Source organism: Pseudomonas sp. P5_A12, from assembly GCF_056400685.1.
Map to the genome: position 1 here is coordinate 42,955 of NZ_JBFUKU010000004.1, position 26,468 is coordinate 69,422.

General features: G+C 59.3%; 21 protein-coding genes and 1 tRNA gene. 2 read left to right on the forward strand and 20 right to left on the reverse strand.

Annotated features, from left to right (window positions below; genetic code table 11):
• Positions 1–124 precede the first annotated feature (124 nt).
• The 20 genes from AC1DSG_RS01400 to dapA all read right to left on the reverse strand — a co-directional run bounded on the left by AC1DSG_RS01400 (position 125) and on the right by dapA (position 25,181).
• Complete coding sequence (locus AC1DSG_RS01400) at positions 125–1,537, reverse strand: amino acid permease (RefSeq protein ID WP_477789242.1); 1,413 nt, start codon at positions 1,535–1,537, stop codon at positions 125–127.
• A 193-nt stretch (positions 1,538–1,730) separates the two neighbouring features.
• A complete protein-coding gene (locus tag AC1DSG_RS01405) occupies positions 1,731–3,992 on the reverse strand; it encodes an ATP-binding protein (protein ID WP_477789243.1) in 2,262 nt (753 codons plus the stop codon).
• A complete protein-coding gene (locus AC1DSG_RS01410) occupies positions 3,989–4,762 on the reverse strand; it encodes a substrate-binding periplasmic protein (RefSeq protein WP_477789244.1) in 774 nt (257 codons plus the stop codon). The genes AC1DSG_RS01405 and AC1DSG_RS01410 overlap by 4 nt, the downstream gene beginning before the upstream one ends.
• A gap of 5 nt (positions 4,763–4,767) precedes the next feature.
• A complete protein-coding gene (locus AC1DSG_RS01415; protein WP_477789245.1) occupies positions 4,768–5,484 on the reverse strand; it encodes a response regulator in 717 nt (238 codons plus the stop codon).
• Positions 5,485–5,576: 92 nt separating this feature from the next.
• Complete coding sequence (locus tag AC1DSG_RS01420; protein ID WP_477789246.1) at positions 5,577–6,224, reverse strand: TetR family transcriptional regulator C-terminal domain-containing protein; 648 nt, start codon at positions 6,222–6,224, stop codon at positions 5,577–5,579.
• A 172-nt stretch (positions 6,225–6,396) separates the two neighbouring features.
• The gene (locus AC1DSG_RS01425; RefSeq protein ID WP_477789247.1) at positions 6,397–6,729 is read right to left on the reverse strand and encodes a hypothetical protein; all 333 of its coding nucleotides are present in this window, start codon (positions 6,727–6,729) and stop codon (positions 6,397–6,399) included.
• 287 nt (positions 6,730–7,016) lie between these two features.
• Positions 7,017–10,493 carry a cellulose synthase complex outer membrane protein BcsC gene (gene bcsC, locus AC1DSG_RS01430; RefSeq protein WP_477789248.1) on the reverse strand — a complete coding sequence of 1,159 codons (3,477 nt, stop codon included), beginning with the start codon at positions 10,491–10,493 and terminating at the stop codon, positions 7,017–7,019.
• On the reverse strand, positions 10,481–11,596 hold the full coding sequence (gene bcsZ / locus AC1DSG_RS01435; protein ID WP_477789249.1) for a cellulose synthase complex periplasmic endoglucanase BcsZ: 1,116 nt from the start codon (positions 11,594–11,596) through the stop codon (positions 10,481–10,483). Before bcsZ ends, bcsC begins: the two co-directional genes overlap by 13 nt.
• Positions 11,597–11,600: 4 nt before the next feature.
• On the reverse strand, positions 11,601–13,901 hold the full coding sequence (bcsB, locus tag AC1DSG_RS01440; protein ID WP_477789250.1) for a cellulose biosynthesis cyclic di-GMP-binding regulatory protein BcsB: 2,301 nt from the start codon (positions 13,899–13,901) through the stop codon (positions 11,601–11,603).
• Complete coding sequence (gene bcsA, locus AC1DSG_RS01445) at positions 13,898–16,492, reverse strand: UDP-forming cellulose synthase catalytic subunit (RefSeq protein WP_477789251.1); 2,595 nt, start codon at positions 16,490–16,492, stop codon at positions 13,898–13,900. The genes bcsB and bcsA overlap by 4 nt, the downstream gene beginning before the upstream one ends.
• Positions 16,489–17,211, reverse strand: coding sequence for a cellulose biosynthesis protein BcsQ (gene bcsQ / locus AC1DSG_RS01450; protein WP_477789252.1), 723 nt, complete (start codon positions 17,209–17,211; stop codon positions 16,489–16,491). The genes bcsA and bcsQ overlap by 4 nt, the downstream gene beginning before the upstream one ends.
• Positions 17,208–17,450 carry a cellulose biosynthesis protein BcsR gene (gene bcsR / locus AC1DSG_RS01455; protein ID WP_477789253.1) on the reverse strand — a complete coding sequence of 81 codons (243 nt, stop codon included), beginning with the start codon at positions 17,448–17,450 and terminating at the stop codon, positions 17,208–17,210. The genes bcsQ and bcsR overlap by 4 nt, the downstream gene beginning before the upstream one ends.
• A complete protein-coding gene (gene bcsG, locus AC1DSG_RS01460) occupies positions 17,420–19,048 on the reverse strand; it encodes a cellulose biosynthesis protein BcsG (protein ID WP_477789254.1) in 1,629 nt (542 codons plus the stop codon). The genes bcsR and bcsG overlap by 31 nt, the downstream gene beginning before the upstream one ends.
• Positions 19,035–19,226, reverse strand: a complete 192-nt coding sequence (gene bcsF / locus AC1DSG_RS01465; RefSeq protein ID WP_477789255.1) for a cellulose biosynthesis protein BcsF — start codon at positions 19,224–19,226, stop codon at positions 19,035–19,037. Before bcsF ends, bcsG begins: the two co-directional genes overlap by 14 nt.
• Positions 19,223–20,764: a cellulose biosynthesis protein BcsE gene (gene bcsE, locus AC1DSG_RS01470; protein WP_477789256.1), complete on the reverse strand. Its 1,542-nt coding sequence runs from the start codon at positions 20,762–20,764 to the stop codon at positions 19,223–19,225. Before bcsE ends, bcsF begins: the two co-directional genes overlap by 4 nt.
• 727 nt (positions 20,765–21,491) lie before the next feature.
• Positions 21,492–21,581, reverse strand: a tRNA-Ser gene (locus AC1DSG_RS01475).
• A gap of 83 nt (positions 21,582–21,664) precedes the next feature.
• On the reverse strand, positions 21,665–22,378 hold the full coding sequence (purC, locus tag AC1DSG_RS01480; protein WP_007944067.1) for a phosphoribosylaminoimidazolesuccinocarboxamide synthase: 714 nt from the start codon (positions 22,376–22,378) through the stop codon (positions 21,665–21,667).
• A gap of 28 nt (positions 22,379–22,406) precedes the next feature.
• Complete coding sequence (locus AC1DSG_RS01485) at positions 22,407–23,165, reverse strand: MBL fold metallo-hydrolase (protein ID WP_477789257.1); 759 nt, start codon at positions 23,163–23,165, stop codon at positions 22,407–22,409.
• A gap of 4 nt (positions 23,166–23,169) precedes the next feature.
• Positions 23,170–24,285, reverse strand: coding sequence for an outer membrane protein assembly factor BamC (gene bamC, locus AC1DSG_RS01490; protein ID WP_477789258.1), 1,116 nt, complete (start codon positions 24,283–24,285; stop codon positions 23,170–23,172).
• 17 nt (positions 24,286–24,302) lie between these two features.
• Positions 24,303–25,181: a 4-hydroxy-tetrahydrodipicolinate synthase gene (gene dapA, locus AC1DSG_RS01495; RefSeq protein ID WP_477789259.1), complete on the reverse strand. Its 879-nt coding sequence runs from the start codon at positions 25,179–25,181 to the stop codon at positions 24,303–24,305.
• A gap of 327 nt (positions 25,182–25,508) precedes the next feature.
• Here dapA and AC1DSG_RS01500 point away from each other — a divergent pair, with 327 nt between their 5' ends.
• Both AC1DSG_RS01500 and AC1DSG_RS01505 read left to right on the forward strand, forming a co-directional pair.
• Positions 25,509–26,069 (forward strand): glycine cleavage system transcriptional repressor, encoded by a 561-nt coding sequence (locus tag AC1DSG_RS01500; RefSeq protein ID WP_027925530.1) that lies wholly within the window; start codon positions 25,509–25,511, stop codon positions 26,067–26,069.
• Between the two features lie 10 nt (positions 26,070–26,079).
• Positions 26,080–26,468, forward strand: a 389-nt coding sequence (locus AC1DSG_RS01505; RefSeq protein ID WP_477789260.1) for a peroxiredoxin, incomplete at its 3' end; no start/stop codon positions are given.

Genomic DNA, 26,468 nt, shown 5'->3' on the forward strand with positions numbered 1-26,468 from the left:
GCAAAACAACTGTGGGAGCGAGCCTGCTCGCGATAGCGGTGGATCAGTCAACAGTGATGTTGAATATGATGCCGTCATCGCGAGCAGGCTCGCTCCCACAGGAAATACGCTTTGAATCAAAGACTTAAACGGTCGGCAAACTCGGCGCCAGCACCGCTTCACGCTTGCGATGAATCAGGAAGTACGCGCCATAGCACAGCGCAATAAATCCAAAGCCCCAGTACAGCGAAGGCCGTTGCGTTTCATCCAGTGCGAGGAACACAAACAGCGAGCAGCACAACGCGATGCACGTCAGCGGCAGTAGCGGGAACCACGGCGCGCGGTATTTCAGATCACTGAGTTTTCCGCCATCACGCAGATAGGCCCTGCGGAATTTGTACTGCGCCAGCGCAATCACAATCCAGGTCACGGTGCCGGACATGCCGCTCACCGCCATCAGCACCATGAACAGCGTGTCTGCCGCGACAAAACTGGTCATCAGCGACACCAGCGCAAAGCACAAGGTGATGCTCAGTGCCCGCAACGGCACGCCGCGTTTGCTCAATGGAGAGAGGCTTTTTGGCGCCATGCCGGTTTTCGACATTGCCCACAGAATGCGCGTCGAGGCGTAAAGGCCGGAGTTACCCACCGACAGAATCGCCGTGAGGATCACGAAGTTCATCAGGTCAGCGGCGTACGGAATGCCGACCATGTCGAACACCTGCACGAACGGACTTTCCATCAACCCGGCTTGCTGCCACGGCACGATTGCCGACAGCACCACAATCGCCAGCACATAGAAAATCAAGACGCGAAACACCACGTTGCGCACAGCACGCGGGATGCTTTTTTCCGGCTGATCGGTTTCGCCGGCGGCCACGCCCATGATCTCGCAGCCCTGGAAGGCGTAGACCACGGTCATCATCACCGCGAACACCGCCGACAGGCCGTTGGGGAACAGTGAGTCACCGATCAGGTTGCTCATCATCGGTGCTGGTGCTCCGCTGGTCAGCGGGATGGCGCCGAAGATCACCAGCACGCCGACGACGATGAAGCCAAGAATCGCCGCGACCTTGATCCCGGAGAACCAGTATTCCGCTTCACCGAAGGCGCGGGTCGCCAGCGCGTTCAAACCGAACAGCACAACCACGAACAACGCCGACCAGTACCAGATCGGCACCGCCGGGAACCAGCGCGTCATCAACATGCCCGCCGCCGTGAACTCCAGGCCCACGGTGGTCGCCCAGCTCATCCAGTACACCCAGCCAATCATGAAGCCGGTGGCCGGCCCGATGAACTGGGTGGCGTGGGTTTGAAACGAGCCGGACACCGGCATCTGCACGGACAGTTCGCCCAGACAGACCATCACCAGGTACATCAGGAAGCCGGCAACCAGATACGCCAGAATCGCCCCCACCGGACCGCCCTGATTGATCGTCACGCCGGAGCCCATGAACAGCCCGGTGCCGATCACGCCGCCTAGGGACAACATGAAAATGTGCCGGCTTTTCAGGGCGCGGGTCAGTTGGATGCCTTTGGTTTTGGTAGATTCGCTCATGTCCGCACCTCAATAGTCAGCAAGGTATGCGGCATGGCGCGGGGAAGGATCAGCTTTACGGCAGTTCATTATTATTATCTCCAATAAGCTTCGAAGACCGCGCTGTGGCGGTTGCGTCGATTATTGGAAGACCATGTAAGGTCCCGTTGACCGTAAAGATCGAAGTTGTAAAAAGTCGTAACAAACTTGTACGTCAGCGGTGCAGCAACTCAGCCAATGTCTGTTGCGAACGCAATAATTGCGCATGAAGCTGAGGTGCCAATGCCCGCATGGCCTGCTCATCATTGGCCATCGCGGCCTCCTCCAAGGTTCGCAGTACATTGGCCAACGCGCGAAAGCCCAATGAGTCGCTGCTGCCGGCCAGTCGATGCGCGAGGTGGGCGACTTCGGTGCAGTCATCGGCCTCGATGGCTTCGATGAGTGCTTCGCGATGCTGGCTGATCGAGTCGCGCAACACCGCGAGCAATCCCTGAAGTTTCTGCTCACCGAGCAAGGTGCGATGGGTGTCCAGCAGCGGCCAATCCATCGCCTCGTCATCAGGTTGTGCCGCGGATACCGGAAAACGCCCAGCCAGCGCTTGTCGCAGGTTTTCGAGCTTCAGAGGCTTGGCAAGAATGCCATCCATCCCGGCCTCCAGATAACCGCGCATCAAGGCCGGCTGCACGCTGGCGGTCAGGGCAAAAATGCGGGTGTGACGGTTCGGACCTTCGTTGTGGCGAATCAGTTTGCACAGATCGACGCCGCTGATGCCCGGCAGGTGCACATCGAGCAGGATCAAATCGAAGGTCTGTCCGGCACATTGCACCAGTGCCTGCTCGCCTTCTTCGGCGAGCCAAACCTGATGCCCGTCGCGCTGCAACAACCCGCTGACCACTTCACGGTTCAGCGCCACATCCTCGACCACCAGCACTTTCAGCGCCTGCACGGATCCGCTGCTCAGCGCCGAAACTGGAATGCCGCTAGACGCCTGCAACGTCAGCTCGAACCAGAAACAACTGCCCATCCCGACTGCGCTTTCGACACCGATCCGCCCGCCCAATTGCTCGACCAGATGTTTACTGATCGCCAGCCCGAGCCCGGTTCCGCCAAAGCGTTGCGCCACCTCTTCGCTGGCCTGGGTGAAACGCTCGAAAATCTTTTCCTGCATGGCCGGGGCGATGCCGATGCCGTTGTCCGTGACGCTTATGCGCAAGCGTTGCCCGGTCTGTTCCGGGACTTGAGCCAGCAGCGCAACCTCGACCTCAACCTTGCCGCCTTCGGTGAACTTGATCGCGTTGGCCAGCAAGTTGCTCAGCACCTGACGCAGGAACTGCTCGGCACCGTGATGGTGCTCGGCGACCTGCGGATCGATTCGGCAGAGCAGCGTCGTGTCGTTGCTGAGCGCCCGCGGTTCCAGCAGGGTCAGCACCTCATCGAGCAGTTGCCGGATCGAAAAATCGACCGGTTCCGGATGGCTGACACCCTCCTCCAATCTCGCGAAATACAGCACTTCGTTGAGAATCGACAGCAACCCTTCCCCAGCCTTGTACAGCGCATCCAGACGTTTGCTGTCGAGCTCATCCAGTCGTGCGCCGCGCAGCAATTCGGCCATGCCTAGAATGCCGTTGAGCGGGGTACGCAACTCGTGGCTCATGGTCGCCAGAAAACGCGACTTGGCGAGGTTGGCAGCCTCGGCTTCGTCCTTGGCGCGCATCAGGCTGGCAGTGCGACGTTCGACCAGCCTGAGCAGTTCATCGCGATTGTCTTGCAGGGCCAGCCGGTCGGATTCGCGGCGGTCAATGTCACTGAGAATCGCCCGGCGCATATCGTCCAGTGCATGGGCCACGGTGTCGATTTCGTCTTCGTGAGCGTGTCGGCGCTTGTCCAGGAGCAAGGGCTCGTGCCACTCACCGGCGGCGATGCGCCGGGCAAACTCGGCCATGACTTGCAGATGTCGGGTGACCAAGCGGTAGAACAACCCTGACAACGCCACCGCAAGACCGCACAGAAACACGCTCATCCACAACAGGCTGGTCAAACCAGTGGCGTACAGGCGTTGATGCACCGCACCCAGATCGGTGCTGACTTCCAACTGGCCCAAGTGCCGTGAAGGCCCGGTCGGCGGTTGATAATCCAGTTCAAAACGCTCGATGCGCAAAGGCCCGACCGGCTCGGGATTGCCTTGCAGCAGATCGAAATCAGGGCTGGTCAGGTGCACCCGCGCCACATCGGAAAAGTCCACCAGCCCCCGCAGTTGCACGTTCAGTTGTTCCTGGTTCAGATCCCAGAGGCTGCGCTCCAGACTGGCCAGGTAACCGCCACGAATCAGTTCCATGCGCGAGTCGATGTCACGCATCTCGCGGCGGTATTCGAAGTACAGCTGCACGGTACTCGCCAGCACGGTGAAACACAGGCTGAACAACAGAATGAACAACAGCAGACGCCGTAACAGCCCACCCGGACGCGCGCGGATCATTTGGAATTCGCCGGCAGGTTGATCATGTCGCGGTAGGTGACTTCGCTTTCATTCAACAACCGCTCGACCTCCCCGGTATCGATCATGCGTTTCAATTGCGCATCGATGTCCGGCATGCGCTTGGCCAAAGGCGATTTGCGCGACACGGCCACCCGCAAATAGTCGACGCTCAAGGCATTGGGCAGCGCGACGATGTCTTGTGCGCCCGGAAGGTTCTCGACGTAAAGCTCCCCGGTGCGCCGTTCCGAGGTGATGAAATCGATGCGCCCGCGAATCAGTTTGCCGAAGTTCTGCCGACTGTCAGACACCCATTCGATGTTCTGGTGTTGGGCAACCAAGCGGTCGAAATCGACGCCATAACTTTCACCGAACAACAACCCGCCACGGTAATGGGCCAGGTCCTCCAGACGCTCGAACTTCACTGGGCGCTGACGATTGATGAACAACGCAACCTCCTCACGCAACACCGGCACCGTTGAAAAAACCATGCTCTGCTCGCGTTGCGCGGTGCTGTAGGCCAACACCACATCGACCCGACCTTCGGCGGCGTCGAGCAGGCAGCGTTTCCAGTTGCCCAGCACGACGATCTCGACCTCGTAGCCCAAACGACCAAAGAGGTTTTTCACCACACTCGGAGCCAGGCCGCGCACGTGTTTGCCGTCACTCCAGGAGATCGGCGGGTATACCGGATAATCGCAGTAGCGAACGGTTTGCACCGCCATCGCGCTATTCGCGGCCAGCGACAGCAGCAGACCAAGCACTCGCAACATCGGGCTCAGGCCGCCACGCTGGCGGTAAACAGGTAACCGGCACCGTGAATGGTAATAATCAATTGCGGCTCGGCCGGGTCGTCGTGCAACTTGCGGCGCAAGCGCCCGACCAGAACGTCAATGGAGCGATCGTTGGGCACCCATTCGCGGTTGCGGATCTGGTCCATCAGTTGATCGCGGCTCAAAGTGTGGCCGCTGTTGCGCAGGAACACGCTGAGCAACTGGTATTCGCCGTGGGTCAGCAGGGTTTCGCCGCCGGCCGGGTCGATCAGCCTTCGGCGATCAGTGTCCAGCGCCCAGTCGGCGAACTGTTTGACCGGTTTGGCGATGGCCGCCACCGGTTGCGGGATTTGCGCGTGACGAACCCGGCGTATCAGGTTTTTCGCCCGTGACACCAGTTCGCGCGGGTTGAGCGGTTTGATCACATAGTCGTCGGCGCCGCACTCAAGTCCGACGATACGGTCGATTTCGTCGTTGCGCCCGGTGATCAGAATAATCCCGACTTCCGAACGCACCCGCAGCTCACGGGTCAGGGTCAGGCCGTCCTTGCCCGGCAGGCGGATATCGAGCATCACCAGATCGACCGTCTGGCTCGCCAGGAAGGTTTCGGCCAGCTCCGCGGTGGCGGCGCAATTGACCTCATAACCTTCCTGGGACAGGTAGGCGTGCAGCAGTTCGCGTATCAGCGGATCGTCGTCGACGATCAATACCCGAGGAGTCATCGCATGGTGTCCCGCGTATGCCCGAAGGCGTATTTCTTATTAGAGTGTTTTGTTGCTTTGGCGCCAGAGAGTATCGACAGCTGAACGACCGATCAACAACCCGTCGTCTGGACGCAAAACCGTTGACGGCCACCAGCCTGCAATCCGTCGACCCAGGCTTCACAAATCTGAATGCCCTGCTCCGGGGTGAAGGTGCCGGGGTTGAGACCCGACTCCAGCCACAAACCGTCAAGCAATGCACTGAGGCTGATGGCGGCCAGATCGGCGTCGAAATTTTCCCAAAGTTCTTCCTGCGCCAGTTCGGTCAGCACCTTGCGCAAGATGCCGCGGTACTCGCCGTAGGAATGTTCGTGCGCGAGATTGATCGACTCGGCCGTGCGCACCGCCCCCCAGAATGCCAACCAGGCATCGATCAATTGCGGATCGAGCAATTCGGCGGAAAACGATCCGCGGAAGAACGCCGACAAGCGCTCGCGGGCGTTGGGCGCCGCCTGCGCCATGGCCTCGCGCAGCAAGCTCATGACCCGGCCGGTAATCGCCCTGTAGGCCTCGGCCACCAGTTCATCCTTGCCGGAATAGTGATGGCTGATCAGCCCGACCGAGACGCCGGCCTCGGCGGAAATCTTGCGGATCGAAGCACCCTGGAAACCGTGGCGCTTGAGGCACACCAGCGTCGCCTCGATCAGATTGGCCTTGCGCAACTCCGGCTCCATGCGGGAAAAACGGGCTTCCTGACTCATGCGCGACACTCTCCGTGGATCAATCGTTAGGGACGCGGTGGGTTAATCCGCGCGCTGAACGACTGTACAGCAAGAGAGTGGGAAGTCTCTAGTCGGTTGCATGGCTCAGGGACCGAGTTGCCGCCATCGCGAGCAGTCTCGCTCCCACACTTGATCTTGGTCGCCCGTCGTCTTACAGCTGTTTCTGTTGAGCAGAATCGTCAGCAGACAGGATGAGCGGCTGCTCCGCTACTAACCCCGTATCGGCCTCAGTCTCCGTTTGAGGCTGGGATCTGGCGGTCACAAAAGGGGCTGCTAATTGCCGCACACCTCTTTCAATCAATGTGAGGAGTCCAAAGGTGATGAAGCCGAAGAACAGCCCGGCAACCAGAATACTCAACGGATGTATTCGCTCTGCGTCAGTGCTGTCCATCATGTAGAAGAAAGCCTGTACACCAGCGGCCACACAGGCCGCTACGGCTGCTATCAGCTTCACAGACAACCAAATCCGTTGCCATTTGTTCATGCATCCTCCGTCATCCGGTCATTCGCTGTGTATTGCATGATAGCTAATGACGTCGAGATGCCTTGTTTCCTCTGATCCGGATGGTGCTTCAGTTTTCGCTCAGATGCAGCGATACAGGATTGGGGGGCAGGTCAGTCGCGTAACCGGGAGCCGATCGGCACCGTGCTGTTGAACCCGGATCGAGAGCAACAGGTAGAGAAAAGAGCGGCATAGTCAGACGGTTAACGCGACAACCGCCTTGAAAAACGCCGCCCCCGAGCAGCCGTTCCGTGTTTGAGGTTCAGGCTCTAGCGCATATCCGCATAAGGTGAGATCGGCTCCACCGGTAGCGGCAGGTTGCCTTGCCATGGATCAAACGTGTAGCGCAAGTAAAGTAAGGCACGGCTCGGGGCGTAGTCTTCGCTGTGTTGCCAAGTGATACCTGTACCAAGCACCAGGTTATCGGAAAGGCGACGCTCCGCGAAACCTTGGACGCGGAAGTTGATGCCGTTGCTACTACTGCCACTTTGGGTAAGGGACGGGTCATTCACCAGGGTTTTATTCGATTGCACCAGCAGGTTTTGCAGTTGGGCTTCACTGTTGTCTTTGGGGTAGAGGTCAGAGTCGTCGATTTTCGAGAACGACCAACCCACCGAGCTTTCGAGCAAGGCCGACCAGTCAGCGTTGCGCCAGGCATAGCTCACTGGCACGCTGATCGAGTAGTACTGTTGTGGGCTGTAGTAGCCACCTTCGCCGAGGGTGAGTTCGCTTAAGTCCTTGTCGTATCCCATGTACATCAGGGTCAGACCCGTGCGCATACGTTCGTCGGCGCGTTCCACCAAGCGATAGTAATAGCCGCCCATGGCTGTGCGTCGCTGGTTGTTCTCAACGTTCTTGCCCGTCAACCAATGACTGCTCAGGCTTGCCCACATGCCATCATCACCGCCTTCGTCATGACTCAGGCCCAGGGTGAAGCCGTTGGCCGTTACACCGCCCCACTTGGTTCCGGTGACTGGATCCACCGCCCCCGCATATGACACCAGTGAGTTGGTCAGGGGCCGTCGCGATGCCGTGAGGCGATAACCCAGACTGCTCCAGTCACCGCTGTAGGTGGCGCCCCCCACCCAGTTGGACACCGTGAACTCTTGTGGAGTATGACCAAGGTCGAAGGCCCAGCGATCATCGTGCCAGCCCATGCCCAGCATAGTGCCACGCACGCTCTGCGAAGCGGTGTTACAGCCACCTTGTACCACCGCGCACAAGCCGAATTCGTCGTCGCTGGAAAAATTGCTGACATCCAGATTGATGTCTTCGGCCTGAACGAAACCCTGTCCTTGCGCCACCGGCGCGTCGATGCGCAGGATGGTGGTCTCGGTGGTCAGGTCGGAGACTCCCGATGAGCTGTTGTCGGTGCGCCAGGCTAAGTCATGGTACAGATTCACCGTCGGATTTTGCTTTTGGTACAGCTCGTCGACGTCGCTGCGCAGACTGCGCTGTAACCAGTCATCGTTGTCCTTGGCACGGCTGGCCAACGTCATGGCCCGGTTGTCGCGCGGTTCGGCCTGTTGCGGTTCGATCATCTTTGCCGCGCCCATGCTGCGCGCATAATCATCCAGAGCCCGCTGCGGTTCTTCTTCGGATAGCAGCCGCGCTGCATCCCGATAGACCAGCGGGTCAGTTTGTGGAGTCTTGAGCAACTGCGCGAACATCTCGTTCGCCCGCGCCTTGTCGCCCAGCGCCGCCCAGGCATTGGCGAGGCGGCGCTGGAACGACGCATCGGTCGGCACTGGCGCAGTCACTGCCATAAGGCTGGCCCTGGCGGCCTTCGGCTGACCGCTAGCGATCAGCACTTCGCTCAGGCCCAGTTGGGCCTCGCTATTTTTCGGTGCGCTTTCCAGCACCTTGCGGTAGCGGCTTTCGGCCTGCACCAGGTCGCCACGCTGCTGGGCCCAGTCGGCCAGCGTCAGGTAGTCGTCAGTGGTCGGCGCGCGCAGCAGCAGCGCTTCGGCCTCGGCCTCATGGCCGCTGTCGCGCAGTGTCCGGGCCTTCGCGAGCAACTGGCGACGCTGCAGACGTGTCCACAGCTCGTTCATGTTATCGCTCCAGGCGGCGCGGGGGATCTGTTGCAGACTGCTCATCGCATCGTCGTCACGTTCACCCTGGGCCAGAAACAAGCCGTGGGCATAGCGCGCTTCGGTGTTCTGGCCCTGTCGTTGTAACAGCACGCGGAAGCTGTTATCGGCCTCGGCGTTGAGGCCCAGTTCGCGCTGGGCATTGGCCAAGCGGTACACCCGCCATGGACTGTCCGGGTCCAATACTAGCGACTTGCTCAAGGCTGCCGTCACCTGCACCCAATCGCTGCGCCGGGTAGCGTCATCGGCCTGCGCGTCGAGGCGATTCAGCTCCAGCCCGCGACGCACATCCTGAAACTCTTGCTGCGCCTTGGGCGTCAAGCTGTCGAGGTAGTGCTCGGCCTTTTCCGGTGATTGTGACTGGTACAGGCGGACCATGGCACGCACCACGCTTGGGTTGTTCGGATCTAACTTGCGCGCTTGCACCAACAGGGCTTCTGCGCTGGCGTCATCAAGTTCGCCCCGGGCAACGTAGGACAAGCCAATCAGCGGCGCTGGGTCGTTCGGCTTGGCTTTGTTCGCCTGCCGGTACCATTTTTTCGCAACGGGATAATCCTTTCGCGCGAGGGCTTCATCACCCTTTTGCAGCAGCATCCACTGGAAGGTCACCGCCTTGAGGTCCTGCCACTTGGAGATCAGGGACGTGTCCTGTTCGATGGCTGAGGCTCGGACGAACATGTTGTATGCCGCTTCATACTTGCCTTGGCGCATCAGCGATACACCCAGTGATCCGATCAGGTTGGAGTCTTGCGGATAACGCTTGATCGCCCGAAGTAAACTGGCCTCAGCGCCGACGTTGTCGCCGGAATCGAGCAATGCCCTGCCTTTGGCTCCGGCCTGCCAAGCCGGGTCAGTCAAGTATTGCTCCTGTACTTGCAACTGTTTGGTCGCATCAGCGCGCAAGCTGGTGTAGGGGAAAACACTCAGAAAATCTCGCCAGCCTTGCGCGGTATGGGGCCCTACCGGTTGTTTGAGCCAATAGTTGTATTCGCGTTGGGCAGCGCCGTTGCTGGCATTCGGATCTGCAGCCAACTGGTGCAGGACCGCCAATGCCTCGGCATCACGATTTTCGGCAAACAACAGGTCGACCAAGGCCTGGCGCAGCGAGGCATTACCGGGATACTGCCGGTCCAACTCGCGCAACTGCTCTATCACAGAAGGACGCTGGGCCTTGATGTCGCCACGCACCTTCAGGTATTCCAGGGAAGTGGCAAAGTCCGGCATGTCATCGCCGAACAATTGTTGATAGGCCTTGGCCGCCTCTTCGGAACGGCCGGCGACGGCCAGCAGGCGCGCCTCCTGCAGGGCCTTCTGACCATCGGTGCTGTGCATTTTCAGCAAGCTCTCGGCCTGACGCAGGGCCGCAGTTCCTGGCGCCTGCTGGCGCAGTTGGGCGATCAGGCGTTCGGCTTCAGGCTGATTCTTTTGCAGTAGTGCCTGGCGGACTTCAATGACTTTCACCGCCGGACTGTCCGGGGCGATCAGCTCCAGGCGAGCCAGCGAGTCACGCACCAAGTCTTCGCGGTACATTGCCTCACCAATGCGGATCTGCCCCATTAGCCATTGTTGTTGGTCGGGCGGACTGAGAGGCTGCCCCAGGGCGATCCCATAGACGCCACTCAACAGCAGCCCAAAACCAGTCAATTTGTGCATGCGGCATTCCATTTTGGCACGAGGCGTCCGTTTTTATCGAAACGGTAACGTTGTTGGTCCCAGCCCTGCCCGAACAGCATCAGCGACTGGTTGTAATAGGCATCCGCCAAGGGCGGTTGCTGCTGCAGGCGTTGGCGCTGGGACTTGAGGGCAACCGCATTGTCCGGGCTTGCAGCCAGCAAGGGCAGCAATGCGGCACTGAAGCCGACCGGGCCGGTGCCATTGTCGATGCCGGTAATGGTGTCGACTTTTTCTGGCACATGGCCCAACCGCACAGTCAGGTCCAGCATCGGCTTGAAGTGTTCAAGCAACCTGGCGCGCCCCGGCGCACCCTTGTCCAGCATGCCCAGCCAGAGGTAGACGCGGATGGCGTCATAGCTACCGACACTGCCCTTCTGACTGTCCACGGCCCAACCCTGTCCGGTGCTCCACTGTTGCCAGTCGGATGCCAGGCCCTTGGGCGAACCTTCGATCAGCAGACGCTCAGTGTTGCTGGCAAGCTCCGCCCAAATCGGTGCTTCCAGGGCGAAGCGTGCCAGCAATTGCGGTGGCAGATAACTGGCATTCAGGCGCCACCCTTCGGCATTGTCGAACCCGACGTCACCGGGTAACAGCATCAGGCCCAGGCCCGGAAGCTTGCGCAGGCTTTGTGCAGCACTGCGCCAGAGCAGGTTTCGGCCCAATGTCAGGTAAGTCGGTTGATGCCACAGACGCCCGGCTTCCAGCAAGCTATAGGCGATCCATAGATCGGCGTCGGTGGCGTTGTTGCTATCAAGTACCTGCCAGCGACCTGCTTTGTCTCGGCCCCACTGCCACGCCGGAAGCTGCCGGTTAAGGTCTCCGTCGGCCAAGTTGTCCTGGGTCCAGCGCAGCACCTTCGCGAAGCTTTCGCGATCATTGCCCAGCAGGGCAAAAAACAGCCCGTAGCTTTGTCCTTCAGACGTAGTGATCAACTGCTCCGAGGAGTGGTCAATTACCCGTCCGTCCGAACTGAGCATGGCCTGACGATAATTCTGCCAGGCCGGCCAAGCGCATTCAGCCGCACCGGCAAAGCCTGGCGCTACGGTGATCGCGGTCAACGCCAGCGCGAAGAAAACCTTCACCCGATTACTCCTGACCAGCCAGGCGACGACGGGCAGCCCAACGCAGTGCGCGCCACAGCAGGAAAGCCGTCAGCAACACGCTGATGGTGGTCATGGCCGCCAGCAGGATCGGGTGCTCGGACAATTGGTACCAAAGCAGCAGCCACCACGGCAGGTAGCCGACGAAGTACTGCTGCCCCACCCAACTGCTGCCTACGCCACTACTGCGGATCAGTGCCACAGAACCGGTAACGGCGTCTATTTTCGAGGTGTCGCCCAAGGTGTCACGCAGCAGTTGGAAATCGGCGTCATCGCTGGCCAGCAAGGCCACAATGCTGCGCTGCTGGTGATACGGCGACTGCAAACCGACGATGGCGGCTATGGGGGCATGGGCGCTGACGTCGACGCGGTTGGCACCCAGGTCGCGTTCATCGCTGAGCTGGCCGGCGCGGGCCGATTTACCGCTGTGCTCATTGGACGGTTTGAGCAGCCAGGCACGCGTTTTGTCCAGCACCAGATTGGCATCGTCGCCATCGCCCACGCCCGGCGCCATGGCGCCGAATACCAGTAAATCGACATCCGCCTTAGCGTCGTCCCAGTTATCCGACAGCCGCAGACCATACGCTGGCAGGCCTGAGCGCGCAGAGATTCCAGCAATGGTCTCGAACACAGTGCTCAGTTGTACAGGACGGCTGTGGGCCGGGACCATCACCAGGGTTTCCGACAGGTCAGCCATGCGGCTGAATGGGAAGCCACCTCGGGCAAAAGCACGCAGGTCGGGCATGGCGATGTAGTGATAGTAACCAGACAGGTCAATGGTCGACTCTTCATCGATCACGGCCTGGTTGTTGACCGGCAGCGAAGTCTGACAACGGTCGCGCTGAGCGCTGCTCAAGACGGTGGCGAAGTTGAAGTCAAAACGCAGGGTATTCCGGTCGCCAATCTTTAGCGCTGGCACCAGCAGGTTGTCGTTGAGGTTAGCCGACTCGTTGGACAACACCACCAGGCGCAGCTCCTCCAGACTGCTGTCAGTCTTGCTTTTCAGTGGCAGGCTGGTGATGAACTGGTTGTTCAGGCTGATGGTCAAGCTCGAATTGTCATTGACCGATGGTGGCGTATAACGAAACTTGGTATGCAGCGGAATCCCTTGGTTACGCCAGACAAACAGGTCAGGCGGCAGATTCACGTCCACCGTGAGAGACCGTGGCTGCAAACCCGCGGCCTGAAGCTGCTCTGGGTACTTGATCAACTCGGCGAAACGTACCGAGCGGTCTGTGCGCATCCAGTTCGGCGCGTCATAAGGCACCCGGGGTTTGAGCTGCTCAACCTTGTTGACGGTCACGAGCGAGCCACGGAACGCACTCGCGCCCAAGGCCAGTGCGCGGGCTGCCACAGCCAGATCTTCGTCGTTGCGACCCAACACCAACAACACCTTGCTGTAGGGATCCTCAGGGTTGTCGATCATCTGTACGACGGGTGCATCCACGGCTGGGAACTTGTCGGTATCAGCCAGGAAGGACGGGCGATGATCATTGGTGGCGAAAACAATGGCCGACTTGGCGTGATGGTGTTCATCGAGGGCCGGCAACTGATCGAACAGAACCGGGAACTGCGCGCCACGCCAAGCGGCCTGGCTGCCGAAATAGGATGCCAGGATACCGGCTGCTCGCTGCTCGCCCAGGGTCGGCGCATCAGGGAAGACCAAATTGATGACCGGCTTGTCCTGGCCTCGAGGGTCGAAGAAAGGCATCGGGAAATAGGCCAGGTCGTTCTTGAGCGACAGTGCCTGCTCCTGCAATTGGATCTGGCTGCTGCGCCCCACGTTCAACCATAGCGTGCTGTTGGCCGGATCTTCACAGATATCGGTGTAGTGACCGACGAACTCCAGGCGTACACGGTTGAAATCCGAAATCAGACGCGGGTCCAGCGCTACCGATTGGTTGACCTTCTTACCCAACTGGTCCTTCTCGATCGGCACAACGCTCATCAGCACGTCGTTGAGGTACACACGTAAATGCGAGATCTGTGGCAGCAGCGAAGGCGACGGTGTGTACTCCAGCTGCAGTTTCGCGTCACTGGCGATGCGATCGCGGCGCAGGCTGAATTCGATCTGGTCACTATTGTGGATGCCCAGCAACAGGCTGTCGGCGGGACGGCCCAATTGTTCGAAGCTGTACGCGGTGCTCCAGCTCGGTACGTTGCTGACTACAGCCGGCGCGACAGGCACCACGGGAGCGACAGGCACAGGTGCGGTGGCGGCCTGGGCGCAGCAGGCGGCCAGGAGCGCCAGGCTGGCAACAAGGGACTTGCTGATGTAGTGACTCATGGAGCACTCACTGGTCGGGAGTTGGGAATAGGGGCAGCCGCTGGCATGCGCGGCAGGAAACTGACCAACCAGCGCAACAATCGCAAAGGCGGGCCGGCGATGCGGCGGATCCAGGCGGGCAGGTATTCGTAGAGGCGGTAGTAACCGGTGCCGCCCAGCTTGAGAATGTCCACAAAGCTGTGCAGCGGGCGATCCAGGGTGAAATTGTCGCCCCAGTTGAGCCAAGCGTCGGCGCGGGCAAACGTGCACTGCACAAAGTCGATTTTCTGTTGTGCATTGAAGTGGGTGAAGCTGATGCCGATGAAGTTCTTGTGGCTGCGGCTGATAAAGCCCGGGAACACGAATTCACGATTGCCGCGCTGCATCATCAGCAAGATGCTCCCGCCCACTGCCAGCGACAGCGAGGTGTCGAGCTGGATGCCTGCGCCACCGTCGGAATAGTCCTGCAGCATGCCCGGGTAACAGTGACCACTCTCAAGGCGCACCGCAGCGGGCAACTTGACGCAAACACGGTGAGTCTGGCGAACCTGACGCACTTCCGCAGCGACCGCCACGGCGCCCCCGATGATCAGCAGGTTGTAGGCCACCCAGAGAATGCTCACCACAACGGTGACTATCTCGTCGCGGGGGCCATAGAACAGACGCCAGACGGCAACACCCATGCCGACAATGTTCAGCAACGCCAGTACCAGGTATGGCTGGGCGATTTTCCAGTCAAACTGGTTCTGGTCCATCAAGCCGCCCTTGGCGGTGACGTTGAACTTGCCCTTGCTGGGGTTGAACAGTGCAACGGTGGTGGGGCGCGCGATGTACCAGGCCAGTACGGTCTCATACACCTCACCCCAGAACGTCCGACGATAGGCTCCCTGCGTCCGCGAGTTGGTGAGGCTTGCGTGGATCATGTGCGGCAGCACGTACAGCAGGATCATCAGCGCCGGGGCGTAGATGATGTAGGCATGCAGGAACAAAAACGCCAGCGGCGCCAACAGAAACACCAGGCGCGGCAGGCCGGCCAAAAAGTGCATCATCGCGTTGGCGTAGCAGATGCGCTGGAAAAAGTTCAGGCCCTTTCCGAGCAACGGATTGTCGGTGCGGAAAATCTGCGCCATGCCACGGGCCCAGCGAATGCGCTGCCCGACGTGCGCTGACAGACTCTCCGTTGCCAGACCGGCCGCTTGCGGCAGCTTGATATAGGCCGAGTTCCAGCCGTTGCGGTGCAGGCGCAGCGCCGTGTGGGCGTCTTCGGTAACCGTCTCGACGGCAAAGCCGCCGATCGCGTCCAGCGCGCTGCGTCGCAGCACCGCGCACGAGCCGCAGAAAAACGCGGCGTTCCACATGTCGTTGCCGTCCTGAATCAACCCGTAGAACAGCTCGCCTTCGTTGGGGTGCTCGCGGAACACATTGAGGTTGCGCTCGAAGGGATCCGGTGACAGGAAATGGTGCGGGGTCTGCACCAGCGCCAGTTTCGGGTCACGCAAAAAGCCCCCAGTGGTCATTTGCAGGAATGAGCGCACAGGTATGTGGTCACAGTCGAAAAGAGCGACCAACTCACCGTTCAGCAGCGTCAGCGCATGGTTGAGGTTACCGGCCTTGGCATGACGATTGTTGTCGCGAGTGATGTAGCCCACCCCTGCTTCGGCGGCGAACTGGCGGAAACTCTCGCGTTTGCCGTCGTCAAGTATGTAGATATTCAGCTTGTCAGCCGGCCAATCGATGCCCATGGCGGCGTACACGGTACCCCGCACGATTGAGAGATCTTCGTTGTAGGTCGGGATCAACAGGTCGACGCTGGGCCACAGGCGCGTGTCGCGCGGCAGCGACGCCGGTTTACGGCCCAACGGCCAGCAAGTCTGGATGTAGCCCAGGATCAGCACCACCCAGGAATAAGTTTCAGCCACCAGCAGGATAAGCCCGCAAACCAGGTCCAGAGGGTTGTTCCAGTTCAGGGTCGAGGTGTAGCGCCACCACAGGTAACGGCATGAGACGATGATCGACAACACCACCATCAGCAATGTCGGAAAGCGTCCCGGAATCCGTCGCACCAGCATGGCCAGGCTCCACAGCAGCAAGACGAATACCAGTTGGGCGATGTAGCCGAAGGGCTCGGTGATGCAAATCATCGTAAAAATGAAGGCGACGACACCGATGGCTGCGTTGACCAATCGTTGGTTGTGACGTTCCAGGCCTTTCCACCAATGGCTGCTCTGGCGAATCTGCTGGCTGGCCCCAGCGCGCCGGGGCAACTCTTCCAGCGCCTCGTCAATCCGCGCCCACAACCGCAAGTACGCCGCCCCGATGGACTTGAGCCAGGCCGGGATCGCCAGTGTCCGTGCCCGCGGCCTGGCCGGGCGAACCAGTAACAGCCAGAGACTTTGCACCACATAGCGCAACGGATCACCCAGGCTCGGTGACTTGTTGGCCAGTTGCGGATACCAGCGCGATGACTGTTTGAGCACAGCGCGCCAATTGGGAGACTCCAGACGCAATAGCAACCATGCCAGGGAGCTCATTGTCGCCAGCAGAAGCGCAACTGACGGCGCACAGTCGTAATGCTGACGCAGGTGCGTATAAGGAAAAACGCGGGCGATCATACCGCCTCCGAGCGTCGGGTCAGACACCAGGTGGCAAGGCTCAACACATCCTGGGCAGCCAGACTGGATTCGGCATAAGCACCTACTGGCTTCTTGAACGCCAGGGCTTCGCGCATCGCTTCATCCAGATGCACGGTGAGTGGCAACAAACGGGCACCGTATTGTTTGCTCCAGATCAGCAGCAGGTCGCGCTGCAATTGACTGACTGGATCGAAGCGGTTAATCAGCAGATGCTCGCTGGAGGCTTCATCCTGTTGCATCAGCACATGGCAGGCGGGATCTGCCTCGACAATCCGCAAGCGCAATGCACAGGGTCCGACATGAGCATGGCCCGGCAGTCTCAAGGGCACATCGAACAGAATCCAGTCAAAGTGTTCGGCAAGGCTAGCCTGTCGGCGGCCCCATAGCATTGGCTCACTGAGCAGGTGTTGCTCGACTTGATCCTGCTCTTCCAGTTTCAGGCGGCCATAGGGCAACACGCTCAATCCCGGTTCCACGTCCCAGGCCTGGGTGTTCCAAGCCACTCCGTCGATCATGGCTCGCGCCCAGCCGCTGGGCTCGCTGACGTCTACGTTGAAGTGCAGGCGAAGCAGGTTCTCCGGGCACATGTCCACCAGCAGCACGCGCTCGCCAAGACGATGCAATGCTTGACCAGTGGCCGCTATCAGCGAGCTCGTGCCGACGCCGCCGCGCAAACCACGCAGACTCAGAGCTGTCATGGCAGCGTCTCGAAGTCGAGCGGATGCACCCTCGGCTGGACGATCGGATGCAGGCGCTCAATCTCCGTCAGCAGCGGCCAGCGATTGAGAGCCTTTTGCAATTCGATCTGCGCTGAAATGTCCACGTAGTCCAGTTCGGGCAGCTCGAGTTCCTGTTTCAGGAGGGCGATGTCGTCGGCACGATCCGCACGCGACTGCACCTTGGCCTTCACTTGAAGCGCTGTGGGTAGGGCAGCCATTCTGCTTTCTCCTTGATTCGTATATAAGGTTTTCCGGCGTAATCAACGACTACGGTGCCAGAGTTTTCGGAAACCGCAGCCGTCTGCGGCAGGTTACTCAGCAGGGCCGGCCAGTTGGGACCCTCGCCATCCGCCTGAGGTTGGGCGCTATACAGTCGACTGATGATTTCCGATAGGGCCAGGAAGCTGCTCGGCTCGGTGATGTGTAGTGGCGCGGCATTCGGGTTGCGACCCATACCCACCAGCTTGATGCCGACTGGCACACGGGTGATGGATGGGCTCGGTATCTCGCGCATACCGGCTATCTGCATACGGTCGCCATGCAGTGCCGCGCCATGTTCCGGCACAATTACCACCACCACCCGGCGACCGCTGACCTCCAGTTGTTTAATGAAGCCATTGAGGTCGTCGATCAATCCTTGGGCACGAGGTTTGTAATCACTCCTGGTGGAGCCACCATCGGCGGTCAGCGTACGGTTGCCGTCATGCAGCGTGGTGGTGTTATAGAACAGTGCCACGCGATCGCTTTTTACTTCTTCGCGGTGCTTCCACCAGGCATCCAATACCTGGGCATCGCGTACGATCGGCGAACCGTCGAAGCTCACTAGAGCACGCGGAAATTTGCTGGCACTGATAGTGGGGGGCGGCAACGAACCCTGGGCGCGGACTTCGTCAAGGAAGCCTTCGAACTGGCCGCTGTGGTTGAGCATCACTTCGCTGGAAAAGCCCAGCTTGCTCAAATCGTCCATCAACATGCACTGCTCCGGGGCAGTGCTGTACAGCTTGCTGTGCGGAAGCTGCCCACAACTGGCACGCAACAGGCGGATGGCTGCCGGGCCACTGTAAGAAGTGGCCGAATTGAAGTTGTCGAAAATCACGTCCATCTGCTGGAGCAGCGTGTTATCGCGCAGGTCCACGGACTCCAGGTCATCCCAGGCCATGGAACAGATATTGATCAATAACAGGTCGAAAGGCTGCGCCGCAGAAGTCGCAGGCGTGAACTCCACATGACGCGCGGCCTCGGTGGTATAGAACTTCTGCAGGTAGGCTTCCAGTGTCGCGCTGTCGGGGTCGGCCGTGCTCACCGCCGCCGTTGCAGGGCCAGTGCCCGTTGCCGCAACCGGCTCACTGCTGGTGTGCAACGCCAGCAGATTGACGCTGGCCAGCCAGGCCAAACCCAGCACACTCAGGGTGGTCAGGCGCAGCCAGTGACGGACGAAGGCATAACCAACTACCAGCGCTGCCAGCAACGCACACAGGTTCCAATCGATAAAACGACCCGCCAGCTCGACCATGTATGCGCCGGTGAAATTCATCACACCAGGCTGGTCCAGGAGTCGGCTGAAGGGGGGCAGCCAGGTGTCCTGGTAAAACAGCGCAACGCCAACGGGGATCGCAATGACCGTACGCAGGATGCGCAAATAACGATGTTTCAACGGCAGTAGCAATGCCGCAGCGAACACCAGGTTGGGCAATACCTGCAGATTCAGATAGCCAGCCCACAGCAGTACGAACTTGAGGATGAAATACAGATTCCAGGATCCAAGGCCCGGCCATACGCGCACTGACGCCCGCTTAATGACTTCATGCTGGCTCATGGGGCTTGCTCTGGGATGGGACTCGATGACGCACGCCTTGGGATTTGAGGTATCGCGGGGGCAAGAGGCCCTGCACGGCGGTCAGAAAATGACGACCAAACCTGATCAGTACCACGATCAGTGCCAAGGTCAGCAGACTACTGAGGCCGATCACCTGGATCAGCTCGGAATAACTCATGAACAGGGATCCGTAATATTTAGTGTGGTGCGTTGAGGCGAATAGGCGCCACGCCCGGCAGCTTCGGCAGAACTACCGGGCGTGCGTTCATCTGCCAGAAGGAACGTGGAAGGCAGCGAGGCGGCTGTGAGGAAGTCCTCGCGCGGCAACGCTTCAACGCCGGGAAGTATCTGGAACTCGCTGAACAGATCGCGCCAGGACAGCCGGCAGATATTCCCCAATGCGGGTTCCAGCCCGTCCGCGCGACAGGCAAACAGGAACAAATAAAAAGTTCCGTTGACCACGCAGGCGACGTCACCGAAACGATTCAAGCCGATTTGATTCAAGTACTGCTCGATTCCCAGACCACCGCGCGGTGTCAGTTTGAGCAGTTGGTGGCTTATTTCGCCAGAGGCGCCGCTGTACACGCGCTCCACCGTGTCGATGAATTCCCGGGGCGCTAACAGGCCGCGTATGGCGGGAGGCCGCAGTCGTTCGAATAGCGATTGGAAGTTGGTAGTGCGGCGCCGACGCCAGGTCTGGCCCTGGGCACTGTCGATGATGCTGAAGAAGTGTGACAGTGTAGTCCCATAAGGCACGGTGATGTTCGCGCCGCAAGACACCAGCAGACGCTCGTCCCGATAGCGCAGGCAGGGCTCTATCTCGCGTACGATGATCTTCAGCGCGATGCCGCAACGCTCGCGCAGGGCATGAATCTGACGAGCCAACTCTTCGACCTGCAGGTTGCTGTCGATGGCCACGATGATGCTGGCAGCACGAGCGCGGCGGGCTTGCTTGAGCAAGTCCTCGCGGCTCTCAAACAGCCTCCATTGATCCGATAACGGCGGCGAGCCTTCAAGCACAGAACGCTGGGTCAGGTAGATCCGCTGGTCATCAGTATGGGTCAGTTGCACATTGGCCTGCTCATTGACCGATAGCGCAAAACCGACTCCCTGCAACTCAAGCTCGAACTCCTGTCCGCTGCACACGCCAAGTTCGCTGTGCCAGTAGTGCAATTGATAGTGAATACCACCATCACGGCGATAGAGTTGAGCGAGTCCGGAAATCGTATCGTTGAGCCGCAACAAACGCTCATGCAGTTGAGGCGTCTGACCATGACTGATCACCAACAGGGTGCATTGGTGCCCCCCCAGCCATTGCTTCAGGGACAGACAGCATTGCCGCAAATCTGGCGCGACGTCGTTCAGCCAGGCGCTGTCCGGCAGCATCATCACAATGGTAGTGCCGGCAACCGGAGCAGCACGCGTCAGCTCGCCGACCAGCGATTTGAGGGCCAGGCCAATGTCGTCTTTTTTGATGTCAAACAGCTTCAACTGACCAGGACCGGCATCTACCGCCAGCTTCTGCGCCAGGTCCTGACTTGAATGCCCGCAGCACACCAACATCCCTCTCGCCTCGGGCGACATCGCTGCCAGGCATTGAACCGCCAGCGCGGCAGAATCTCTCGCCTGATCCACTGCCACCCAATAAAGCCCGCTGTCTCGCAACATAATCTGCTCATCACGCAGATGGCGGATACCTAAGGTGACCTGACTCAAATGTAGTTCTCTTTCGTTTGAACTGGATGCAGCGCGATCAGCACACTCTCTCCGGTTATAGCGGTCATGTCGTGTTCCACTAATACCGGACACGGCGTAGGTTTTTGCTCGGCCTGAGCTGACACCAGCCAGCCGTCATATTGCAGGGGGTTGGATCCATTCCGACCTCAATCCACGGAGCATAGCTCCATCCGTGGATTTTCCCAGTAATATCCCCGAAAATTCTTGATCTGACGCATACAAGAGTCGCTAGTGAAACAAACGACTCGCATACTGCCGACCCTTGATCCGAGTGAAACAGCAGGCCTCGAGGCCTTCCACGTTGCTCATACGCCATGCCCTGCGCCTTGAATACCCACTCGGCGAACGGCTTTGCTACAACGCCCCCACTATCCGACACGCACCAAGATTCAGTACAACAGCCAGGCAGCGCCATTTACCCTGAGCCCAGATGCAAGTGATATCACCGCGCTAGAACATCGAACTGCCAATTCAACGTATTCGGGATATCCAGCCGTTCCACCCTCGTTTATAGGCATGGAAACCCGGCTGCGTGATCACGAACTCAAGCTCGCGCATTACGCCGTGCAGACCATCCCGGCATCGCATTGTTGGTGTAACACGGCATGCCGGACTGGAAGGTGGCGTGACGGGTACGTACATATACCACGTACAACCGGAAACGAAAAAAACCCCGTAGACGTTAATCTACGGGGGTTTCTATGTATGGCGGAGAGATAGGGATTCGAACCCTAGGTACCGGTGAAGGTACAACGGATTTCGAATCCGTCCCATTCGGCCACTCTGGCATCTCTCCAACGGCGCGCATCATAACAACACTTTCGTCGGAAGCGAACCCCCTAAGCGAAATTTTTCCGTGCTATCAGATGCTTGCGTCGATTAAAGCGGTACGCCCAGACGATTGGCGACTTCTTCGTAGGCTTCGATGACGTCACCGAGGCCCTGACGGAAGCGGTCCTTGTCCATTTTCTTGCCGGTAGCCTTGTCCCACAGGCGGCAGCCGTCCGGGCTGAACTCGTCACCCAGGACGATGGAGCCGTCGTGGAATACGCCGAATTCGAGTTTGAAGTCGACCAGCAGCAGACCAGCATCGTCGAACAGTTTGCTCAGGACTTCGTTGACCTTGAGCGATAGTTCTTTCATGCGAACCAGTTGCTCGGCGGTGCCCCAACCGAAGGCCACGACATGGGATTCGTTGATGAACGGGTCGCCCTTGGCGTCGTCCTTCAGGAACAGTTCGAAGGTGTAAGGGTTGAGCTTCATGCCCTCTTCTACGCCCAGACGCTTGACCAGGCTGCCAGCGGCATAGTTACGCACAACGCACTCGACCGGGATCATGTCGAGTTTTTTCACCAGGCATTCGTTGTCGCCCAGCAGTTTGTCGAATTGCGTCGGCACGCCGGCGGCTTCGAGTTTCTGCATGATGAAGGCGTTGAACTTGTTGTTCACCATGCCTTTGCGGTCGAGCTGCTCGATGCGCTTGCCGTCGAACGCCGAGGTGTCGTTGCGAAACAGCAGGATCAAGCGGTTAGCGTCATCGGTCTTGTAAACCGATTTGGCTTTGCCGCGGTAGAGTTCTTCACGTTTTTCCATGATGGGCTCCGCTTGCTAAGTAGGTGGGCTAGGCGATGTGTCGCCAGTCGAGCCCTGAATCTTGATCGGCCAGTTGCAGCCAGTCCGGGTCGCACCCGAGGGTGTCGACAAAACATTGCCGGGCCAGCTGCGGCAGGTTGTTCTTGCTGCTCAGATGGGCCAGGACCAGGTGTTGCAGGCCTTGCCAGCCCAACTCGGACACCAGGAATGCCGCCTGGTGGTTGTTCAAATGCCCCAGTTCACCGCCCACCCGCTGCTTCAAAAAGTACGGGTAGTGACCGCGAGCCAGCATGTCACGGCAATGGTTGGACTCGATCATCAACGCATCGAGGTCCCGATAGCCGTCCAGCACCTTGTTGCAATACGAGCCCAGGTCAGTCAACAGGCCGAAGCGCCGCTCACCGTCGCTGAAAACGTATTGCGTAGGCTCCTGTGCATCATGGGCCACGGCAATCACGCCGATGCTCAGAGCGCCGATCTGCAGTTGCTCGCCGCCAGCCAGCAGGCCAGCCGGCTCAACCGGTTTGCGCATCCCGCGCAGGGTCCCGCGACTGAGGTAGACAGGCAGATTGTAGCGCCGAGACAGCAAACCCACGCCATGCACATGGTCGGCATGTTCGTGGGTCACGAGTATCGCGCTCAACTGCGCCGGGTTTACCCCCAGGCGCAGCAGGCGTTTTTCGGTTTCTCGCAAAGAGAAACCACAATCCACCAGCACATACGTGTCATCGCTGGCTATCAGCGTGCCGTTCCCTTGGCTACCGCTGCCGAGAACGGCAAAACGCATGTGATCAGCCCAGTTTGTCCTGAATTTCGCTCAACACTTTGCGCGCCACGTCTACCGGTGCAACGGTGTTGATGTTTTTCTCGACGGTGACCTGGACGTTTTCGCCGACCTTGCTCAGGCGAACCTGATAACGCTCGGCACGGGCTTCCACTTCTTCCTTGCTCGGCGCGGTGCCGAACAGGCTGCTGAAGAAACCAGGCTTATCGTCTTTATTCTCGGCTTTTTCGGACAGGTTGATGTAGTACAGGCCCAGGCTGCGGTTGATGTCTTCAACGCGCCAATCGCTCTGTTCCAGCGCACGACCGACGCTCGACCAGGCACGATCCAGGTCGTTTCCGACGCTCAGAACCGGGTTGCCGCTACCGTCTTCGCTCAGGCTGACACGACTTGGTGTATCAAAATCACGCGAAGCCAGCATGGAGACCGAACCGCCCTTCTCCGAAATGCGGCTCATGCTCGCGAGCATGTCGTTGGTCAGTGCCGCGTCCAGGCCGGTGTTGAGCGAACGGTTGGTGAACTCCACATCGGCGGTGCTGCCGGCAGGACGCTCGGCGCTGACTACATAGACTTCACTGGTGTTGCGCTGCACGCCCGGCTCAATACGTACCCGCACGCGGGTTTGGCTGTCGGTGCTGACACCAGCTGCGCTCAGGTGCTTGGCCATTGCGGCGGACAGTTCGTCGGAATGTTGCCAGGTGGTGGTGAATTCGCCGGTTTGCGGACGCTGTTCATCCAGGCGGAAACCGTTGTCCAGGAAGAACTGCACAGCCACTGGCCAGATTTCGGCCGGTGGGTTCTGCGCCAGGATCGAGCGCGTATCGCCGACTTTCTGCAGGGAGTAAGGACTGGCATCGGCCGATGCCGACAACGGCTGCGGACGAGGAACGATGTATTCGCCCTTGGCGGTGTCATCGGCCACGTTACGCGGGATCGGCAGCAGCGGTTCCAGACGTTTGGCGTCTGTGATATTCGCTGGCAATTGCATCGGTGGAGTCTGGTGCGCTTCCAGGTAATCGCTACCACGGTCACGGAAATAACCTTCCGGGCCCCAGACCCATCCACAGCCACTCGTGCTGGAGATGATCAAGGCTAGTGCGGAAAGTCCGGCCATTCGCTTCATGCGTTGTACTTCCTCAATTAAACCAGGACGCCGGACTGGCGCATGGCCTGCCGCAGCGGTTCGTGACAGGCAGCACTGAGCCAGGTGAGCGGCAGACGGATACCGTCCGGCATCAAGCCCATTTCATGCAGAGCCCATTTCACGGGAATAGGGTTGGATTCGATAAACAGGGTTTTATTGAGCGGCATCAGCTTTTCGTGAATCGCACGAGCGGTCACGGCATCGCCTTGCAGGGCAGCGTTGCACAGGTCGCTCATGTCACGCGGCGCAACGTTGGCGGTGACCGAAATATTGCCTTTGCCGCCGAGCAGGATCAGTTCGACTGCGGTGGCGTCGTCACCGGATAGCACCACGAAGTCTTTACTCACACCATCAATGATGGCTTTGGCACGGCTCAGGTCGCCGGTGGCTTCCTTGATGCCGATGATGTTTTTCACGGTCGACAGCCGAATCACGGTTTCGGCCAGCATGTCGCACGCTGTACGGCCGGGCACGTTGTAGAGAATTTGCGGGATATCGACAGCTTCGGCGATGGCCTTGAAGTGCTGGTACAGGCCTTCCTGGGTCGGCTTGTTGTAATACGGAGTCACCAGCAGGCAAGCGTCGGCACCGGCGGTCTTCGCATTAGTGGTCAGCTCGATGGCTTCGCGAGTCGAGTTCGCGCCAGTCCCGGCGATTACCGGAATACGCCCTGCAACCTGCTTGACCACGTAACGAATCACTTCGATGTGCTCGTTCACGTCGAGGGTGGCCGATTCACCTGTAGTGCCGACCGCCACGATGGCGTGGGTGCCGTTTTGCAGGTGAAAGTCCACCAGTTTGCTCAGGCTATCCCAGTCAAGACGACCTTGTGCATCCATGGGTGTGACCAGTGCCACCATACTGCCCGCAATCATGCAACCGCTCCTGCCGGAAAAAGAGAGCCGTAATGGTACTGGCGCCAAGATGCTTGTACAAGCGAAGTACTGCGCTGCCGCCATTCCCCTTGGCGCTGCTTTTCGCTACCCTTCAGACTTTGATCGGTACTGATAAGCTCACACGCCAGTTTCCAGCCTCCATTTACGGCATCACAAGCCCCGATCCAGCGTTGCCACCCCTCGCTCCTGCCTCACTGGAGCATGTTGCAACCTTGTGGCTCGGGTTTTCTGAATTCGCATCCGCAGGCTCGTTGCCGGAAAAAAGCCCTTAGACGTATCGACCGCTCATCGCTTTAGGAATGCTGCATGTCCACCCCCACAGTTCGCGAACAATTCCTTGTCATCAGTGCCCTCGGCGCCAACCCCATGGAGCTGACTAACGTCCTGTGCCGCGCCAGCCATGAAAACCGCTGTGCCGTGGTCACTTCCCGCCTGACACGTCATGGCGAGTGCAGTGCGTTGATCCTCGAGATTTCCGGCAGCTGGGACGCCCTGGCGCGCCTGGAAGGCAGCCTGCCGAGCCTCTCCAAAAAGCATGCGTTCACCGTCAATGTGGTGCGTAGCGCGGCGCTGGAGAATCGTCCTCAGGCGCTGCCTTACGTGGCTTATGTCAGTTCGGCCTATCGCTCGGACATCATCAATGAGCTGTGCCAGTTCTTCATGGACCACAACGTCGAGCTGGAAAACCTGACCTGCGACACGTATCAGGCCCCCCAAACCGGCGGCACCATGCTCAACGCCACATTTACCGTGACTTTGCCGGCTGGCGTGCAAATCAGCTGGCTGCGCGATCAGTTCCTGGATTTCGCCGACGCGCTGAACCTGGATGCCCTGATCGAACCGTGGCGCCCACAAAACCCAATGTAAGGAAGCTTTCATGGCCGTTGCCATCGACCAACCGGTCGCCGACTTCGAAGCACCCGCCACCAATGGACAGACCGTCAGCCTCGCGGGCCTCAAAGGCAAGCAGGTGGTGATTTACTTCTATCCGAAGGACAGCACGCCAGGTTGCACCACCGAAGGTCAGGGCTTTCGCGATCAGCTTGAGGCTTTTAAAGCGGCCAACACCGAAGTGTTCGGCGTATCCCGTGACAGCCTCAAGTCCCACGAGAACTTCAAGGCCAAGCAGGCGTTTACCTTCGAGCTGATCAGCGACAAGGAAGAAGCTCTTTGCCAGTTGTTTGATGTGATCACGTTGAAGAAGCTGTATGGCAAGGAATACATGGGCGTTGATCGCAGCACATTCCTGATCGACAAGAACGGTGT

What these genes read in the sequence shown, in the direction of transcription:
- AC1DSG_RS01400 (WP_477789242.1), bottom strand. Translation starts at nt 1,537, where the DNA reads ATGAGCGAATCTACCAAAACCAAAGGCATCCAACTGACCCGCGCCCTG.
- AC1DSG_RS01405 (WP_477789243.1), bottom strand. Translation starts at nt 3,992, where the DNA reads ATGATCCGCGCGCGTCCGGGTGGGCTGTTACGGCGTCTGCTGTTGTTC.
- AC1DSG_RS01410 (WP_477789244.1), bottom strand. Translation starts at nt 4,762, where the DNA reads ATGTTGCGAGTGCTTGGTCTGCTGCTGTCGCTGGCCGCGAATAGCGCG.
- AC1DSG_RS01415 (WP_477789245.1), bottom strand. Translation starts at nt 5,484, where the DNA reads ATGACTCCTCGGGTATTGATCGTCGACGACGATCCGCTGATACGCGAA.
- AC1DSG_RS01420 (WP_477789246.1), bottom strand. Translation starts at nt 6,224, where the DNA reads ATGAGTCAGGAAGCCCGTTTTTCCCGCATGGAGCCGGAGTTGCGCAAG.
- AC1DSG_RS01425 (WP_477789247.1), bottom strand. Translation starts at nt 6,729, where the DNA reads ATGAACAAATGGCAACGGATTTGGTTGTCTGTGAAGCTGATAGCAGCC.
- bcsC (WP_477789248.1), bottom strand. Translation starts at nt 10,493, where the DNA reads ATGCACAAATTGACTGGTTTTGGGCTGCTGTTGAGTGGCGTCTATGGG.
- bcsB (WP_477789250.1), bottom strand. Translation starts at nt 13,901, where the DNA reads ATGAGTCACTACATCAGCAAGTCCCTTGTTGCCAGCCTGGCGCTCCTG.
- bcsA (WP_477789251.1), bottom strand. Translation starts at nt 16,492, where the DNA reads ATGATCGCCCGCGTTTTTCCTTATACGCACCTGCGTCAGCATTACGAC.
- bcsQ (WP_477789252.1), bottom strand. Translation starts at nt 17,211, where the DNA reads ATGACAGCTCTGAGTCTGCGTGGTTTGCGCGGCGGCGTCGGCACGAGC.
- bcsR (WP_477789253.1), bottom strand. Translation starts at nt 17,450, where the DNA reads ATGGCTGCCCTACCCACAGCGCTTCAAGTGAAGGCCAAGGTGCAGTCG.
- bcsG (WP_477789254.1), bottom strand. Translation starts at nt 19,048, where the DNA reads ATGAGCCAGCATGAAGTCATTAAGCGGGCGTCAGTGCGCGTATGGCCG.
- bcsF (WP_477789255.1), bottom strand. Translation starts at nt 19,226, where the DNA reads ATGAGTTATTCCGAGCTGATCCAGGTGATCGGCCTCAGTAGTCTGCTG.
- purC (WP_007944067.1), bottom strand. Translation starts at nt 22,378, where the DNA reads ATGGAAAAACGTGAAGAACTCTACCGCGGCAAAGCCAAATCGGTTTAC.
- AC1DSG_RS01485 (WP_477789257.1), bottom strand. Translation starts at nt 23,165, where the DNA reads ATGCGTTTTGCCGTTCTCGGCAGCGGTAGCCAAGGGAACGGCACGCTG.
- bamC (WP_477789258.1), bottom strand. Translation starts at nt 24,285, where the DNA reads ATGAAGCGAATGGCCGGACTTTCCGCACTAGCCTTGATCATCTCCAGC.
- dapA (WP_477789259.1), bottom strand. Translation starts at nt 25,181, where the DNA reads ATGATTGCGGGCAGTATGGTGGCACTGGTCACACCCATGGATGCACAA.
- AC1DSG_RS01500 (WP_027925530.1), top strand. Translation starts at nt 25,509, where the DNA reads ATGTCCACCCCCACAGTTCGCGAACAATTCCTTGTCATCAGTGCCCTC.